Genomic DNA, 16,478 nt, shown 5'->3' with positions numbered 1-16,478 from the left:
GGACATGTCTGTTTTTCCTTGGAGCTGTGTGTAGATGAATATCGCCAGCATGCCGTCCATGAAGCGCATTGCCAATTCGCAAATACGTAGGCAGGGCTTTGGCAAACTGAAACGGCTGGCTCACTAATGCGCGTTAACCCGCTGTCTTCACCGCTGCCAAAGGAGAGGTTCCAATCTCTGCGATTGCGCTGGCGAGCGCAGCCTGCGACAGTGCCACCATGTCGCACACCCCTGAACCTTCTGCCGCCTCGCTCTCTGCCGAGCAGGTCGCCCATTTGCAAAGCTGGATCAACAAGACCGAGACCACGCAGGACCTGGTGGCCCGCACGGCCGTGACCGGTCTGTCGGCCACCTTGGACCGCGATGACCTCCCGGCCCAGGACGGTGACAGCCTGCCGCCGCTGTGGCACTGGATGAACTTTCTGCCGATGGCGCGGCAAAGCCTGCTGGGGCCCGATGGCCACCCGGCGCGTGGCGGCTTTCTGCCGCCGGTGCCGCTGCCCCGGCGCATGTGGGCCGGTGGCCGCCTGCAGTGGCAGGCGGACAACCCGCTGCGCATTGGCGAGCGCGTGGAGCGCGTCTCGCGCATCGCCTCGGTGGACCACAAGGTCGGCCGATCGGGCGAGCTGCTGTTTGTGCTGGTGCAGCACAGCTACAGCAATGCAGACGGCCTGGCGCTGACCGAGGAGCATGACATCGTCTACCGCGCCGCCGCCCAGCCCGGCGACCCGGTGCCCCCGCCCACCGCCGCCGACACGCAGGCCGCCTGGAAGCGCGAGATCAACGCCGACCCGGTGATGCTGTTCCGCTATTCGGCGCTCACCTTCAACGGCCACCGCATCCACTACGACCGCAGCTATGTCACGCAGGAAGAGGGTTACCCCGGCCTGATCGTGCATGGCCCGCTGATTGCGACCTTGCTGGTCGATCTGCTGCGCCGCAATGCGCCCGATGCGGTGCTGACCGACTTCTCGTTCAAGGCCATCCGCCCCACCTTTGATCTGCATCCGTTCACCGTGCTGGGCCAGCCCCAGGACGATGGCAAGACCATCAAGCTCTGGGCGCATGACCACGAGGGCTGGCTCACGATGCAGGCCACCGCCAAGATCCGCTGAGCGCCGCAGACCACCACGCTTTCCCCAACACCGGCGGGTGGCGCATTCGCTGTCAGCGCCGCCAGCCCCAACGCCCGACCCAGAACCATGATCGAACATACCGGCTCCAACAACTTCCCCGAAATCCGCGATGCCATCCGCGCGCTCTGCGCCGAGTTCCCCGACGAGTATTTCCGCAAGGTCGATGAGGCCCGTGCCTACCCCGAGACCTTTGTCGAGGCGCTGACCAAGGCCGGCTGGCTGGCAGCGCTGATTCCGCAGGAGTACGGCGGCTCGGGCCTGGGCCTGACCGAGGCCTCGGTCATCATGGAAGAGATCAACCGCTGCGGCGGCAACTCCGGCGCCTGCCACGGCCAGATGTACAACATGGGCACCTTGTTGCGCCATGGCTCGGCCGCGCAGAAGGAAAAGTACCTGCCCAAGATCGCCAGCGGCGAATGGCGCCTGCAATCGATGGGTGTGACCGAGCCCACCACCGGCACCGACACCACCAAGATCAAGACCACGGCCGTGAAGAAGGGCGACAAGTACGTCATCAACGGCCAGAAGGTCTGGATCAGCCGCATCCAGCACAGCGATTTCATGATCCTGCTGGCGCGCACCACGCCGCTGGCCGAGGTGAAGAAAAAGAGCGAAGGCATGTCGATCTTCATGGTCGACCTGCGCGAGGCCGAGAAAAAAGGCCTGACCGTGCGCCCCATTCTGAACATGGTGAACCACGAGACCAATGAGCTGTTCTTCGAGAACCTGGAGATCCCCGAGGAGAACCTGATCGGCGAAGAGGGCAAGGGCTTCAAGTACATCCTCGACGGCCTCAACGCCGAGCGCACGCTGATCGCGGCCGAGTGCATTGGCGACGGCTACTGGTTCCTCGACCGCGTGACCAACTATGTGCGCGACCGCGAAGTGTTTGGCCGCCCGATTGGCCAGAACCAGGGCGTGCAGTTCCCGATTGCCGATGCCTTCATCGAGGTGGAAGCGGCCAACCTGATGCGCTGGAAAGCCTGCGAGCTGTTTGACAAGCACGAGCCCATGGGCGCCCAGGCCAATATGGCCAAGTACCTGGCGGCCAAGGCGAGCTGGGAGGCGGCCAACGCCTGCCTGCAGTTCCACGGCGGCTTTGGCTTTGCCTGCGAATACGACGTGGAGCGCAAGTTCCGCGAGACGCGCCTGTACCAGGTGGCACCGATCTCGACGAACCTGATCTATTCCTACGTGGCCGAGCACATCCTGGGCCTGCCGCGCTCGTTCTGATGGCGCCGCGCAGCGAGAAAAACAGACAACCGGAGACTTCATGACCAGACCATTGGACGGGATCACCGTCGTATCGCTGGAGCACGCCGTGGCGGCGCCTTTTTGCGCACGCCAGCTGGCCGATCTGGGGGCGCGCGTCATCAAGGTGGAGCGGCCGGGCAGCGGCGATTTTGCGCGCGGCTATGACAGCCGCGTGCGCGGCCAGTCCTCGCACTTCACCTGGCTCAACCGCAACAAGGAAAGCCTCGCGCTGGACCTGAAGGACCCTGCATCCCTGGAGACGCTCAAGCAGCTGCTGGGCACGGCCGATGTGCTGCTGCAGAACCTGGCGCCGGGCGCTGCGGCGCGCATGGGCCTGTCGTACGAGGCCCTGCACGCCGCCTTTCCGCGCCTGATCGTCTGCGACATCAGCGGCTATGGCGACAACGGCCCCTACCGCGACAAGAAGGCCTATGACCTGCTGATCCAGAGCGAGGCGGGTTTTCTGTCGGTGACCGGCACCCCCGAGACGCCGAGCAAATCGGGCATCTCGGTGGCCGATATTGCGGCGGGCATGTATGCCTATACCAATATCCTCTCGGCCCTGTTGCTGCGCGGCAAGACGGGCGAGGGCAGCCATATCGATGTGTCCATGCTCGAAGCGCTGGGCGAGTGGATGGGCTACCCGATGTACTACGCGTTTGAAGGCGCTGCGCCGCCACCGCGCACGGGCGCCTCGCATGCCAGCATCTACCCCTATGGCCCCTTTGTGGCCGGCGATGGCGGCACGGTGATGCTGGGCCTGCAAAACGAGCGCGAGTGGAAGGTCTTCTGCGACCAGGTGCTGCTGGCACCGGCGCTGGCCACCGATGCGCGCTTTGACAGCAATGCCAAGCGCAATGCCAACCGCGCCGAGCTGCAGGCCGAGATCCTGCGCATCTTTGGCTCGCTCAATGCCAGCGATGTGGTGCAGCGCCTGGACGAGGCCGGCATTGCCAACGCGCATGTCAACGACATGGCGGGCCTGTGGGCGCACCCGCAGCTGCTGGCACGCCAGCGCTTTGCGCAGGTGGACACGCCGGTGGGCGCAGTGCCCGCGCTGCTGCCGCCCGGCCGCAACAACCAGTACGACTACCGCATGGACGCGGTGCCGGCGGTGGGCGAGCACACGGCCGCCATCCTCGACGCGCTGCAGCTGCCGGCCGATGCGCTGGCAGCGGTGCGCAAGGCCTCTGGCCTTTGATGCTTTCTGTTGGAGAAAAAAGAACATGACCACAGCAACCCCATCCCCCACGCCAGCGGCCCAACTGGCCCGCTTTGCAGCTGAGCTGCAATACAGCGACATTCCCGAGTCCGTGCTGCAGAAGACCGAAGACCTCTGGGTTGACTGGTTTGGCTCGGTGGTGGCCGGCCACAATGCCCGCCCCGTGGCCAGCATCACCCGCTTTGCGCTGGGCCAGGGCCCGGCCCAAGGCCCGGCTGAGGTGATCGGCCCCGAGGGCCGCAGCAGCAGCCCCTACCTGGCGGCGATGGCCAATGCCGCCGCCTCGCATGTGGCCGAGCAGGACGATGTGCACAACGGCTCGGTGTTCCACCCGGCGGCCGTCGTCTTCCCCCCGGCCGTGGCCGTGGCGCAGGCGCTGGGCAAGTCCGGCAAGGAACTGCTGACCGCCTGCATCGCCGGCTATGAAGTGGGCATCCGTGTGGGCGAATTCCTGGGCCGCTCGCACTACAAGATCTTCCACACCACCGGCACGGCCGGCACCTTGGCCGCAGCGGCCGCTGTGGGCCATCTGCTGGGCCTCAATGCGCAGCAGATGCTGCATGCCTTTGGCTCGGCCGGCACGCAGTCTGCCGGCCTGTGGGAGTTTTTGCGCACCGCTGCCGACAGCAAGCAGCTGCACACCGCGCACGCCGCCGGTGCCGGCCTGATGGCCGCCTACCTGGCCAGCGATGGTTTCACCGGCGCGGCCGATATCTTCTGCGGCGCGCAGGGCATGGCCGCCGGCATGTCCAGCGACAGCGATCCGGCCCGCCTGGTCGATGGCCTGGGCACGCGCTGGGCGACGCCGGAGACCTCGTTCAAATGGCATGCCTCCTGCCGCCACACGCACCCGGCCGCCGATGCGCTGCTGCAGGTGGTACGCGCGCACCAGCTCAAGGTCTCGGACATTGCTGAAGTGGTGACCCATGTGCACCAGGCGGCGATCGATGTGCTGGGCCCGGTCGTGGACCCGAGCACGGTGCACCAGAGCAAGTTTTCGATGGGCACGGTGCTGGCGCTGGCCGCGCGCTTTGGCTTTGCCGGCCTCAATGAGTTCGACAACGAGTTCCGCGCCGAGGACACGATGGCGTTGCGCGACAAGGTGCGCATGGTGCTGGACCCCGAGGTGGACAGCGCCTACCCGCAGCGCTGGATTGGCAAGGTGACCGTGACCACCACCGATGGCCGCGTGCTGGAGGGCCGGGTGGACGAGCCCAAGGGCGACCCAGGCAACACACTGAGCCGCGAGGAGCTGACCGACAAGGCACTGCGCCTGGGCGAATTCAGCCGTGCGGTGCCCGCCGCGCAGATGCAGCAATCGGTGCAGAAACTGTGGCAAGTACGGGAATGGACCAGGGTCGAAAAGCTGTTGCTGGCCGTATAAAGAATGCAGCAGCGCCGACGCTGGGCGGCTGCGATGCGGGGGGCCCGACCCGGCCTCCTCCCCCTACCGGGATGGGCAATGTACCCCTCCCAAGACCAGGAGACAAAAATGCGCTTTCGCTTGTTGACCCCGGCAGCCGCTGCCGCCGTGTTGGCCTGTGCCGGCCTGGGCCTGCACCTCAACGCCCAGGCAGAGGACTGGCCCACCAAACCGGTGGTGATGGTGGTGCCCTACTCGGCCGGTGGCCCGACCGATGTGGTGGCGCGCATGCTGGCCATTCCGATGGGCAAATCGCTGGGCCAGACCGTGGTGGTGGAAAACACCGTGGGCGCAGGCGGCACGATTGCACCGGCGCGCGTGGCCCGCGCCAAGAACGATGGCTACACCATCCTGATCCACCACATGGGCATGGCTACGGCGCCGTCGCTGTACAAGAAGCTGCCCTATGACCCGCTGAAGGATTTCGAGTACATCGGCCAGGTGCTCGATGTGCCGATGACCCTGCTGTCGCGCAAGGACTTTCCGGCCAACAACTTCCAGGAGCTGATGGCCTATGTGAAGGCCAACCAGGACAAGGTGTCGCTGGCCAATGCCGGCATTGGCGCGGTCTCGCAGCTGTGCGGCATGCTGTTTGCGTACCAGGCGGGCGTCAAGCTGACGACGGTGCCCTACAAGGGCGCCGGCCCGGCGATGAACGATTTGATGGGCGGCCAGGTCGATCTGCTGTGCGACCAGACCACGCAGACCGCACCAGTCATCAAGGACGGCAACAGGGTCAAGGTCTTTGGCGTGACCACGCCCCAGCGCCTGACCGCCATGCCGCAGATCCCGACGCTCGACGAGCAGGGCCTCAAGGGCTTTGACGTCAAGGTCTGGCACGGCATGTATGCCCCCAAGGGCACGCCGGCCGAGGTGATCAACAAGATCAACGCCGCCCTGAATGTGGCCTTGAAGGACCCTGTGGTGGTGCAGCGCATTGCCGACCTGAGCAGCGAGCTGGTGACCCCGGACCGCGCCACGCCGCAGAGCTTGAAGGCCTTGCTGGAATCGGAAGTGAAGCGCTGGAATACGGTGATCAAGGCAGCCGGCGTGACCGCCGAATAAGCCTGGCGTTCACCCGCGCAGGAGCAGGGGCCATGGGCCCCTTTTTGATAAACGGAAGACTGATGGACATGACTCTCAACACGCATCCGCTGGCCACCGCCACCTCCTGGCTGTTTGTACCGGCCAGCCGTCCCGAGCGCATTGCCAAGGCACTGGCCAGTGGGGCCGATGCAGTGATCGTGGACCTGGAAGATGCGGTGGCACCGCAGGACAAGGAAGCTGCACGCAGTGCCTTGCTGGGCGCCTTTGGCCAGCTGCAGGCGGCCGGGCGCGCCCGGGTGCTGGTGCGCATCAATGCCCATGGCACGCCCTGGTTTGACGGCGATCTGCAGGCGCTGGCCCAGCTGGTCGCACAGGGCGGCGCCGGCGTGGTGCTGCCCAAGGCCGAGACGGCCGAGGCGATGGCACTGCTGCTGCCGGCGCTGGGCACGCAAGGGGTGCTGGTGCCGATCATCGAATCGGTGGCGGGCCTGCATGCCATCGATGCAATTGCGCGCGCGCCGCGTGTGCTGCGCCTGGCCTTTGGCCACTTGGATTTTCAGGTCGATGCCGGCATGGCCTGTGCCGAGGACGAGAGCGAGCTGCTGCCGGTGCGCCTGGCCGTGGTGCTGGCTGCGCGCCGCGCCCAGCTGCCAGCGCCCATCGATGGGGTGACCGTGAACACCCAGGATGCCACCGTGGTGCAGGCCGATGCGGCGCGGGCGCTGCGCGGCGGCTTTGGCGGCAAGCTCAGCATCCACCCGATGCAGGTGGCGCCCATCAATGCGGCCTTTGCGCCGACCGGTGCGCAGCTGCAGCGCGCCCGGCAGGTGCTGGCGGCGGCAGAGGCGGCGCAAGGCGGGGTCTGCGTGGTCGATGGCCGCATGGTCGATGCCCCCGTGATTGCACTGGCCCACAAAACCTTGCAGCGCCACCAGCAGGCCCAGCGGCGCGTGCAAAGCGACGCGTAAAAGTGGCTTGCTCGGGTAGCCGAGCAGGACACTTTCTGACACAGCTCTGCGCAATCTCGTCTATATACTCGCTCCACTACCGCGCCGCAGCAGCGGCGCACCCCATTAGGAGAGCGACATGTTCAAACCCAAACACGCGATTGCCTGGGCCGCCGTGGCCCTTACCGGGATGGTCCATGCCTACGTGCCGCAGGGTGGCACCTGGATCGTCTCCGATGAAGTCAACGGCCGCCCCGGCCGTGGTTTTGCCATCGATGTGCAAAACGATGTGCTGGTGATGCAGGTCTATGCCTATGAAAGCAGCGGCCAGCCCACGTTCTATATGGCTACCGGCCGCCTGGATGACAACAGCGAGCTGACCACCCGATTGGGCCGCTACGAGGGCGGCCGTTTCCTGGGCAGTGGCGACCGCAGCGGTGTCGAGCGCGGCAGCCCGGGCAATGTGCGCATCCGCTTTGTCAGCGGCACCCTGGGCTATATCACCTTGCCGGGCGAGGGCGAGAAGGAAATCAAGCGCTACCAGTTTGGCTATGACAACTCGCCCGCTTCGCTGCTGGGTCTGTGGAGCCTGGTCTATGGCGACAGCAACGGCAATATCGAAACCGAGACCATGCAGCTGACCCGCATCACCGGCGGATCGTCCTTTGGCAGCGGCATGACCGTGTCTTATGACGGCCTGTTTGCCTGTGAGCAGATCATCCGTGGCGTCGATGCCGGCAAGACCCAGTGCGTGAAGATGCGCAGCGGCACATCGAGCGAAACGGTGCGGGGCTTCTGGTTCAACTTCAGTGTCAACCAGGGTGAGGGTGACTGGAGCAACACCCGTGGCTCGGGCACTGGCGCCCTCTATGCCAACCGTCTGATGCAGAACTCGGGCCGCATCACCGGCCTGCTGCGCAAGGTGACGCCAGATGCCGGCAGCGAGCAAAACAGCAATGACGATGCACTGCGCGCCGCACTGGAAGCCCAGGCCAGCGCGCGCCAAAGCCGCTGATCTGCGTTAATTGTCTGATGAAAAATGCCCTGGCTTGCCAGGGCATTGTCGTTGGGGCCTTGGGCGCTTATTCGATGCGTGCGCCGGTCGCTTTGACCACCGCTGCCCAACGCTCCATCTCACGGTCGATATGGGCACCCAGTGCCTCGGGGGTGGAGCCCACTGGCTCATAGCCGCTGGCAGCCAGCTGCGATTGCAGCGAGGGGTTTTGCAGCGCGGTCGCAATCTCGCGGCTGAGCTTGCTGGTGATGTCGGCCGGGGTGCCTGCTGGCGCGATCACCGCATACCAGCCATTGATGTCAAACCCTGGAAAGCCCTGCTCCTGCACGGTGGGAATCTCGGGCGCCAGCGCCGAGCGCTTAGCGCTGGTGACGGCCAGCGCATGGAGCTTGCCGCTGCGCACATGCGGGATCGACGTCGAGATGCTGTCAAAGGTCAGGTCGATATCGCTGGCCAGCATCGCGTTGACGACACCGGCACTGCCCTTGTAGGGCACATGGGTCATCTTGACGCCGGCGGTGCTGGCAAACAGCGCGCCGGCGAGGTGGCCGGTATTGCCATTGCCGGCCGAGCCATAGGTGAGCTTTTCCGGGGCGGCCTGCGCGGCCTTGACCAGCTCGCCAATGTTCTTGGCCTGCAGCTTGCTGCTGCCCACGACGATCATCGGCAGGTTGGCCACCAGCGAGACCGGCGCAAAGTCCTTGCGGGTGTCGTAGGGCAGCTTGGGGTAGAGGCTGTCGTTGATCGCATGCGCGGCCAGCACCATCAGCACGGTGTAGCCGTCGGGCTTGGCCCGCGCCACATACTGCGAGGCCAGGGTGCCGCCTGCGCCAGGCTTGTACTCGAGCACCACCGGCTGGCCCAGCTGCTGCTGCAACTGCAAGGCCAGCGGCCGGCCCAGCAGATCGGCACTGCCCCCGGGCGGGTAGGGGATGACCAGCTGGATCGGCTTGCTGGGCCAGGGCGCCGCATGGGCCACGCCGGCCAGCAGGCTGCTTGCGGCAACGGCCAGGCCCGTGAGCAGGCCGGCCAGCTGCCTGCGCCGGGTGGATGAGGGGGGGCGATGGATCATGTCATGTCTCCTGGTCCTTTTCGTGAATGGGCGCCCGGGGGCGCTCAGGCCGTTGATGGGCTGGTGGGGTGGGTCTGGCGCGCATACAGCGTGCGCAGCTCGCGCTTGAGCACCTTGCCGATCTCGCTGCGGGGCAGTTGCGCATGGATGACCAGGTCAGCCACACGCTGGGTCTTGCCCACGCGGCTGTTGAGCCACTGCTGCAGGTCAGCCGGCTGGGGGTTGCTGCCGGGCTGTGGCACCACATAGGCAACGGGGCTCTCGCCCCAGGCGTCCGAGGGCACGCCGATCACTGCGCATTCGCGCACCTCGGGGTGCTGCAGCAGCACGGCCTCGATGTCGCTGGGGTAGACGTTGAAGCCGCCGGTGATGATCATGTCCTTCTTGCGGTCGCCCAGCACGATGAAGCCATCGGCATCCATCTGGCCCACATCGCCGCTGCGGATAAAGCGCTCGCCGCTGGGGCTGATCCACTCGGCCTCGCGGGTCTTGTCGGGCTGGCGGTGGTAGCCCGTCATCATGCCGGCCGAGCGGCCGACGATCTCGCCTTGCGCGCCCTTGGGCAGCTCCTTGCCCTCTTCGTCGATAAAGCGCAGATCGGCGTCAGGCCCGGCGCGGCCGACGGTGTGCAGCTTGTCGGGGAACTGGTGGCAGTGCAGCTCGCAGCGCACGCCCCCTTCGGTCATGCCGTAGTACTCGATCAGGCGGCCGGGCCAGCGGCGCAGCACCTCGGCCTTGAGCGCGGTCTTGAACGGCGCGCTGGTGCAGAACTTGTTCTGCAGCCGCGTCAGATCGGTCTGGTCAAAGGCCGGGCAGTCCAGCAGGCGCTGGTACTGCACGGGCACCAGCATCGTGTGGGTGGCGCGCTCTGCCTGGGCCAGCTGCAGGTACTGGGCCGCGTCGAACTTGCGCATCATCACCAGGGTGCCGCCCAGGGCCAACGTGGGCAGGACTGCCACCAACGTGGTGTTGGAGTACAGCGGCGTCGCGCACAGCGATACCGCATCGGGCCCATAGCCGTTGGTGACGGCGCGGATCACATGCGACCAGCGCATGCCCCAGCTTTGCACAATGCCCTTGGGCACGCCGGTGGTGCCCGACGAGTAGATCAGGTTGAAAGGCCACTGCGGCGTGGGCTGCACCGGCTGGGGCGCCTGGCCGGCGGGCACCTGGGCCAGCCAGCCGCTCCAGGGCGTGCCCGCCTGCGCGTCATCGTCCAGCGCGATGCAGGGCCGCTCTGCGGTGCTGGCCAGCGGCCACTGGGCGGCGACCTCGGCATCGCGCAGCAGCAGCTTGGCCTCGGCATTGTCCAGCATGGCGCTCAGGTGCTCGGCGGTGGCCGAGGGCGCCAGCGGTGCGACCACGACACCGGCTTGCAGCGCGCCCAGGTAGGCCAGCACATAGGGCACCGAGGTGCTGGCGCAGATGGCCACCACATCACCGGCCTGCAGGCCTTGCTGCTGCAGCGCGCAGGCCACCTGGCGCATGCCCTGCGCGAGCTGGGTGTAGTTCAGGCGCGTGTCACCCAGCACCAGCGCGGTGTGGTCGGGGCGTTCCTGGGCCTGGGCCAGGACCAGGGCGGGGATGGAGCCAAAGGGCTGGGCGAGTTGGAAGGAGGAAGTGTCAGACATACCAGGGATGCAAACGAAAGGAATCAGTCGAGAGACAGGTTGGCGGCGCGGACGATCTCGGCCCAGCGCTTGCGCTCCTGCGCGATGAAGGCGTCGTGCTCGGCCGCCGTCTCGCCGCCGGGCACACCACCCAGCTCGGCAAAGGTGCGGCGGATGTCGGCGCCTTGCAGCGCCTCATGGGCCACCTGCTGCAGGCGGTTGACGATGGCATCGGGCGTGCCGGCCGGCGCGAGCAGATCGAACCAGGCGGTCACATCCATCGGCACACCGGCCTCGCGCATCGTCGGCACATCGGGCAGCTGGGCCGAGCGCTCGCGGCTGGTGATGGCCAAGGCACGGAACTTGCCCGACTGGATGTGCGGCATCGAGCTGGGCAGGTTGTCGATCATGAAATCGACCTGCTGGCCCAGCAAGGCCGTGACGGCGGGCGCCGCGCCGCTGTGGGGCACCAGGGTCACATCCAGTCCGCTTTGCTGGCGGAACAGCTCGGTGGACATGTGCGGCGACTGGCCCACGCCCGAGGTCGCAGCGGTCAGTGGCTTTTGCTGGCCCAGTGCCACGAGCTGCTGCACGTTCTGGATGGGGGAGCTGGCATGCACGACCAGGATGTTGGGCACCGAGATCACATTGGTGATGCCGCGCAGGTCATGAGGGCCGTAGGCCAGCTTCTTGTAGAGGCTGAAATTGATCGCCACCGGGCCGATGTTGCCCATCAGCAAGGTGTAGCCATCGGGCTTGGCACGCGCCACATAGGCGGTGCCGATGCCACCGCCGCCGCCGGCCTTGTTTTCGACGATGACGCTGGTCTTGAGCGACTGGCCCATCTTCTGCGCCAGCAGGCGCGCTGCGATGTCGGTGGTGCCGCCGGCAGCGGCGGGCACGACGATGGTGATGGGGCGGGCCGGCCAGTCGGCCGCCCAGGCCAGCAGCGGGGAAAGCAGCAGGGCCGCAAGGGCGCGGCGGCGCGCAAAGCGCATGGTGGTGTCTCCGTATTTTTAGTTAGGAGTTCACCATAGGCAGTCGCGCTGGCAGGCGTGATGGGGTTTGCCTGCACCCGGGCGCATTGGGCCTTCGCCGTTGCGAAAGCCATGCTTTGCGTGCGCGGAAGCAGGGCGCAAAAAAGCGGCCACGAGGGCCGCTGACAAAGCGTGGAATCGCGCTGGCTTTATGGGTACAGACCGCGTGCTTCGCGTGCGTGCAGAATGCGGCGGCAGGCGATGATGAAGGTGGCGGTACGCAGCGACACCCGGTTCTCCTGCGCCACTTGCCAGACGGCGGCAAAGGCGTCCTGCATGATGCGCACCAGGCGGGCGTTGATCTCGTCCTCGCTCCAGAAGAAGCTGGAGAAATCCTGCACCCATTCGAAGTAGCTCACCGTCACGCCGCCGGCGTTGGCGATCACGTCGGGCAGCACCAGCACGCCCTTGTCATGCAGGATGTCATCGGCTTCGGTGGTGGTCGGGCCGTTGGCGCCCTCGATCACCATCTTGGCCTTGATCTTGCCGGCGTTCTTGGCATTGATCTGGCCTTCCAGCGCAGCGGGGATCAGGATGTCGCAGTCGACAGCCCAGAAGTCCTCGTTGGCCATCTTGTCGGCGCCCTTGAAGCCGCCCACACCGCCGGTGTTGGCGACATGGTCGAGCACAGCGGGCACATCGAGGCCCTTGGCATTGAAGATGGTGCCGGTGTGGTCTTGCACCGCCACGACGAGGGCGCCGGCTTCGGCAAACAGCTTGCCTGCCGTGCCGCCCACGTTACCAAAACCTTGCACCGCCACCTTGGCGCCTTGCAACGCCAGGCCCGACAGCTTGGCGGCCTCGACGCCCACGGTGAAAACGCCGCGGCCGGTGGCCTCGACACGGCCCAGCGAACCGCCCAGATCGATGGGCTTGCCGGTGACCACACCGGTGGAGGTGGCGCCGGTGTTCATCGAGTAGGTGTCCATCATCCAGGCCATGATCTGGCCGTTGGTGTTCACGTCGGGCGCAGGGATGTCCTTGGACGGGCCAATGAACAGACCGATTTCGCTGGTGTAGCGGCGGGTCAGGCGTTCGAGCTCACCCTTGGACAGGGTCTTGGGGTCGACGCGGATACCACCCTTGGCGCCACCGTAGGGCACGTTCACGGCGGCATTCTTGATCGACATCCAGGCCGACAGGGCCATCACTTCGGACAGGGTCACATCCTGGTGGAAGCGCACGCCGCCCTTGCCGGGGCCACGGCTCAGGTTGTGCTGCACGCGGTAGCCTTCAAAGTGGGCGATCGTGCCGTTGTCCATCTCGATGGGCACATCCACAATCAGCGCGCGCTTGGGGCGCTTGAGCGTCTCGACCCAGCGGGCCAGCGAGCCGAGGTAAGGCGTGACGCGGTCGACCTGCTGCAGGTAGTTGCCCCAGGGGCCCAGGTGCTTGGCGTCGAGGTAGGAAGGCAGCGCGTGTTGCGTTGCGGCGAGAGTGCTGTTGGACGTCATACGATCCATGCGGTTGAAAAGGTCTGCACAGCTTAAATCCGCTCTATAGCCTTTGTCCAAGGCCGGATGATTGGGATGGAATGCTTTTTTTGCATAACCTCGGCTGGGTGCTGCTTACATGTTGCGTTGGTGCTGCGGCGACAGGGGCGGGTACGGCGGTCCGTTACGCTATGCCGATTGGACTTCTTACACTTTCGGACACCATCGCCATGCCCTCTGCCGACACCGCCGCACCTTTTCAACCCGCTGCCCTGGCCCAGGTGCTGCAGACGGCCACGTCCGCTGGCACTGCCATCGACGCGGCTGCCTGGCCTGCGAGCCTGGCGCCTGCCGACATCATCGCCGTGCACCGCGAGCGCGCCCAGCGCTGGGGCGACAGCGCCCAGGCGCCGCAGTACTGGAAATCCGGCGGACCCAGCCGCAGCCAGCCGCTGGGCCATGCGCCGCTGCCTCCGCAAGGGGTGCATGGCGGCGGCGCCGATCTTGGTAATACCCCGTTCTTTCTGCGCGGCGTGGAGGCCGAGATTGCGCTGCGGCTGGGCCGGCCGGTCGATGCGGCCCAGGCTGCAGCGCTTGATGAGGCCAGCGCCGCCGAGCTGGTCGATGCGATGGCGCTGAGCATCGAGATCGTTGATTCGCGCTGGCAGCAGCAGCTGCAGGCGCCGGCCGCCCTCAAGGCTGCCGATCTGCTCTGCCATGGCGCGCTGGTGCTGGGGCCCTGGCTGCCGTACCGCCCGGTCGATGGCCGCACGCAGCGCTGCACGGTGCAGATCGGTGCGCAGCCTGCCCAGGCTTTTGAGAACAGCTACGGCCTGCTGGACCCCGCCTGGCTGCTGCCGCAGTGGCTGCGCCATGCGACCGCACACTTTGGCAGCCTGCGCGCCGGCACGGTGGTGACGACCGGCAGCTGGTGCGGCCTGCTGCAGGCCGCGCCCGGCGATGCAGTGCGGGTGCAGTTTGACGGTATGGGCGAGCTGCGGGTGCAGCTGTAATCCGCACGCCAGGCCAGGCCAGAAAGCAGAACGCACACCGTTCGCCATGGGCGAGGGTGTGCGTTGCACAGCGGGTGGCCGGCCGGTGCCGGCGCTATCAGTTCTGGGCAATGGCCGACGGGTGCTGGGCCAGCGGCGTGACCGAGATCTTCATGTACGGGAACAGCGGCAGTGCCTGCAGCAGGCCATGGAGTTCGTCGTTCGATTCCACATCGAACACGCTGTAGTTCGCATACTCACCCGCCACGCGCCAGATGTGCTTCCAGCGGCCATCGCGCTGCAGGTCTTGCGAGTAGGCCTTCTCGCGGGCCTTGATCTCTTGGGCCTGCTCTGCGGGCAGGTCATGGGGAATGTTCACATCCATGCGAACCAGGTACAGCATTGTTTTCTCCTTGGCGGCGCTGAGCGGGCCTGCCCCAGGGCCGGCTGCCGAGCGCCAGTGATCGATCGGTAGTTGTGGCCTCTGAGGTCGGCAACGGGGGCTGAACGCAGGGCCAGCGCGCATTGTCCGCCCAGGTGGATGCCAACAGGGTCTCGTCGGCTAATTGTTGCTTGGGAAACTTTTTCGGGCGCCAGGCGCTACGGGCTGCGGGGCTCCGGCGCGGGGGCAAAGCTCATGAACAGCCCATAGATGCCCAGTTGTGCCGCAATCTGGGGCAGAAAGCTGAACAGCATGTACAGGGGCAGGGTGACGAGCAGGCTGCATTGCTGGGCCAGCCACGCGAGCGAGGCCGCCTGCAGCGGGATGCTGACGACCAGCATCAGCATGCCGGTCATCGTGGCCGCCACCTTGTGCAGCACCGGGATCGGAAAGATATACAGCACCAGCGCATGCACGGCCGGCAGCAGCCAGAGCATCGCCAGGCCCATGTCCAGGATGTTGTCGGCCAGCAGACGGTTGACGTCGCTGACGGCCAGCGCGGGCAGAAATTCGTACGAGAGCAGACCCACGATGCCCAGCAGTGCGACGATGCGCAGGCCGTAGATCAGCGGCAGGCGTTCACGCGAGAGCGCGAAGGACAGCGCCATCAGCCCCAGCGACAGCAGCGCGCCGCCCCACCACTGCCACAGGCTTGGCGGCGGCACATAGAACTGCGTGCGCACCACGTCCACGGGCACACCCAGCAGTGAGGTGGTTTTGACCTCGACCCCATCGCTGCTGCCCAGGCCCAGATGTGGCCAGGCCCAGCCCAGCACATCGGCCCAGCGGTGCATCAGCAGCGGCGCCGCCCACCACAGCACCAGCCAGAACGCCGTCAGCAGTACCAGCAGCTGCGCGCTGTGCTGCCAGGTCCAGATGTAGCTTCTGAGCCCCCGGTGCTGGCGGGTCATGCGCAACGACATGGTCTGGCCTCTAGAAGTCGAAGAACACCGCAGCGCTGATGCCCTTGCGGTTGTAGTAAGGGTTGCGGTAGAACTGGCCGCCCACCAGGTAGCCCCAGTCCCTGCCCAGCCACTGGCGCCACTGCAGGCTCAGCTCGGTCGACTGGAAGCCCACCTGGTTGCCGGCGCCATTGGCAATGGCGCCGGTGGGCAGGTAGCCCTCCTTGCCGTGGTCGATGCGGGCGGTGAAGTAGTGCTGCTTTTCGCGGCCCATGGTCAGCGCCGCAAAACCCCGGAAGCCTTCGACCGAGCCGGGGTTGGACTTGTTGTAGACCACGCCGCCTTCGCCGACCCAGTCGTGGGCCGAGTAGTAGGCCACCGACGCGGTGATGCCGGTGTCGCGGTGGATGCCATCGCGGCTGGCCGACTTCATCAGCGCCAGCCCGGTCACCCACTGCTGGCTCTCGGTCCACTTGCGGTAGATGGCGATGTCGCCCCGGTACTTGTTCTGGAAGTCGGCCGAGCCGGAGCTGGCGCCCACCGACACATACCACCAGGGGGTGAGGGTGTGCGTCAGCGACAGCGCGCCCACGGTGCCGCGCTGGTCGAAATGGCGTTGGCTGGACAGGTCCCAGTTCAACGTGGTGCCGGGCCGCAGCCCGACATAGCCACGCACGAACTGCTCGTTCCAGTTGCTGTTGCCCCCGGTCAGGCTCGAAAAGCCCATGCCGGCATCGACGCGGCCACGGCGGCCGGGTTCGAAATCAGCGGCTGGCGCATCAGCGGGCAGTGCATCCGCAGGCGGTGCCACGGGCGTGCTGGCCGTCGCTGCGGCGGGCGTGGCATCGGCGGTTTGCGCCACAGCCAGGGCAGGCGCCAGCAAGGCGGCGCTCAGCGCCAGCGTAGGGGGGAGGGTGCGTATGTTCATGGTGTTCTTGTGGAGGGT

At 66.4% G+C, this 16,478-nt stretch carries 15 protein-coding genes; 8 read left to right on the top strand and 7 right to left on the bottom strand.

The genetic code is table 11. From position 1 onward, the window contains the following. The first annotated feature begins 218 nt into the window (after positions 1-218). From ACHWUQ_RS10305 to ACHWUQ_RS10275, 7 genes are all read left to right on the top strand, one after another. Entirely contained in the window at positions 219-1,115 is an 897-nt protein-coding gene (locus tag ACHWUQ_RS10305) for a MaoC family dehydratase N-terminal domain-containing protein (protein ID WP_312526214.1), read from the top strand. An 87-nt stretch (positions 1,116-1,202) separates the two neighbouring features. Beyond that, positions 1,203-2,369 (top strand): acyl-CoA dehydrogenase family protein, encoded by a 1,167-nt coding sequence (locus ACHWUQ_RS10300; RefSeq protein WP_116927445.1) that lies wholly within the window; start codon positions 1,203-1,205, stop codon positions 2,367-2,369. A 40-nt stretch (positions 2,370-2,409) separates the two neighbouring features. Continuing rightward, positions 2,410-3,591, top strand: a complete 1,182-nt coding sequence (locus ACHWUQ_RS10295) for a CaiB/BaiF CoA transferase family protein (protein ID WP_394681060.1) — start codon at positions 2,410-2,412, stop codon at positions 3,589-3,591. Between the two features lie 25 nt (positions 3,592-3,616). After that, complete coding sequence (locus tag ACHWUQ_RS10290) at positions 3,617-4,996, top strand: MmgE/PrpD family protein (protein WP_394681059.1); 1,380 nt, start codon at positions 3,617-3,619, stop codon at positions 4,994-4,996. 108 nt (positions 4,997-5,104) lie between these two features. Further along, positions 5,105-6,100: a tripartite tricarboxylate transporter substrate-binding protein gene (locus ACHWUQ_RS10285; protein WP_369460617.1), complete on the top strand. Its 996-nt coding sequence runs from the start codon at positions 5,105-5,107 to the stop codon at positions 6,098-6,100. Positions 6,101-6,168: 68 nt separating this feature from the next. Next, positions 6,169-7,050, top strand: a complete 882-nt coding sequence (locus ACHWUQ_RS10280) for an HpcH/HpaI aldolase/citrate lyase family protein (RefSeq protein ID WP_394681058.1) — start codon at positions 6,169-6,171, stop codon at positions 7,048-7,050. Positions 7,051-7,168: 118 nt separating this feature from the next. Continuing rightward, positions 7,169-8,044 carry a hypothetical protein gene (locus ACHWUQ_RS10275; RefSeq protein ID WP_394681057.1) on the top strand — a complete coding sequence of 292 codons (876 nt, stop codon included), beginning with the start codon at positions 7,169-7,171 and terminating at the stop codon, positions 8,042-8,044. Between the two features lie 67 nt (positions 8,045-8,111). Here ACHWUQ_RS10275 and ACHWUQ_RS10270 read toward each other — a convergent pair whose 3' ends face one another. The 4 genes from ACHWUQ_RS10270 to ACHWUQ_RS10255 form a co-directional block, all read right to left on the bottom strand. Further along, a complete protein-coding gene (locus tag ACHWUQ_RS10270; protein WP_394681056.1) occupies positions 8,112-9,116 on the bottom strand; it encodes a tripartite tricarboxylate transporter substrate binding protein in 1,005 nt (334 codons plus the stop codon). A 44-nt stretch (positions 9,117-9,160) separates the two neighbouring features. Continuing rightward, complete coding sequence (locus ACHWUQ_RS10265; RefSeq protein WP_394681055.1) at positions 9,161-10,747, bottom strand: class I adenylate-forming enzyme family protein; 1,587 nt, start codon at positions 10,745-10,747, stop codon at positions 9,161-9,163. Positions 10,748-10,770: 23 nt separating this feature from the next. Continuing rightward, entirely contained in the window at positions 10,771-11,724 is a 954-nt protein-coding gene (locus tag ACHWUQ_RS10260) for a Bug family tripartite tricarboxylate transporter substrate binding protein (RefSeq protein WP_394681054.1), read from the bottom strand. 188 nt (positions 11,725-11,912) lie between these two features. Next, positions 11,913-13,217, bottom strand: a complete 1,305-nt coding sequence (locus ACHWUQ_RS10255) for a Glu/Leu/Phe/Val dehydrogenase (protein WP_394681053.1) — start codon at positions 13,215-13,217, stop codon at positions 11,913-11,915. 209 nt (positions 13,218-13,426) lie between these two features. On the opposite strand from ACHWUQ_RS10255, the gene ACHWUQ_RS10250 reads away from it, so the two are divergent. Further along, complete coding sequence (locus ACHWUQ_RS10250) at positions 13,427-14,209, top strand: fumarylacetoacetate hydrolase family protein (protein ID WP_394681052.1); 783 nt, start codon at positions 13,427-13,429, stop codon at positions 14,207-14,209. Positions 14,210-14,306: 97 nt separating this feature from the next. Here ACHWUQ_RS10250 and catC read toward each other — a convergent pair whose 3' ends face one another. The 3 genes from catC to ACHWUQ_RS10235 all read right to left on the bottom strand — a co-directional run bounded on the left by catC (position 14,307) and on the right by ACHWUQ_RS10235 (position 16,460). Next, a complete protein-coding gene (catC, locus tag ACHWUQ_RS10245; RefSeq protein WP_312414285.1) occupies positions 14,307-14,591 on the bottom strand; it encodes a muconolactone Delta-isomerase in 285 nt (94 codons plus the stop codon). Between the two features lie 197 nt (positions 14,592-14,788). Then, on the bottom strand, positions 14,789-15,553 hold the full coding sequence (locus tag ACHWUQ_RS10240; RefSeq protein WP_239810126.1) for a hypothetical protein: 765 nt from the start codon (positions 15,551-15,553) through the stop codon (positions 14,789-14,791). A gap of 10 nt (positions 15,554-15,563) precedes the next feature. Then, on the bottom strand, positions 15,564-16,460 hold the full coding sequence (locus tag ACHWUQ_RS10235) for a YaiO family outer membrane beta-barrel protein (RefSeq protein ID WP_312526197.1): 897 nt from the start codon (positions 16,458-16,460) through the stop codon (positions 15,564-15,566). Between the last annotated feature and the right edge of the window lie 18 nt (positions 16,461-16,478).

Origin of the sequence: uncultured Comamonas sp. (assembly GCF_964277875.1) — a bacterium.
Lineage (GTDB): Bacteria > Pseudomonadota > Gammaproteobacteria > Burkholderiales > Burkholderiaceae_C > Comamonas > Comamonas sediminis.
Note: the sequence above shows the minus strand (reverse complement) of the source record. Positions and strands in the feature narration are given on the sequence as shown.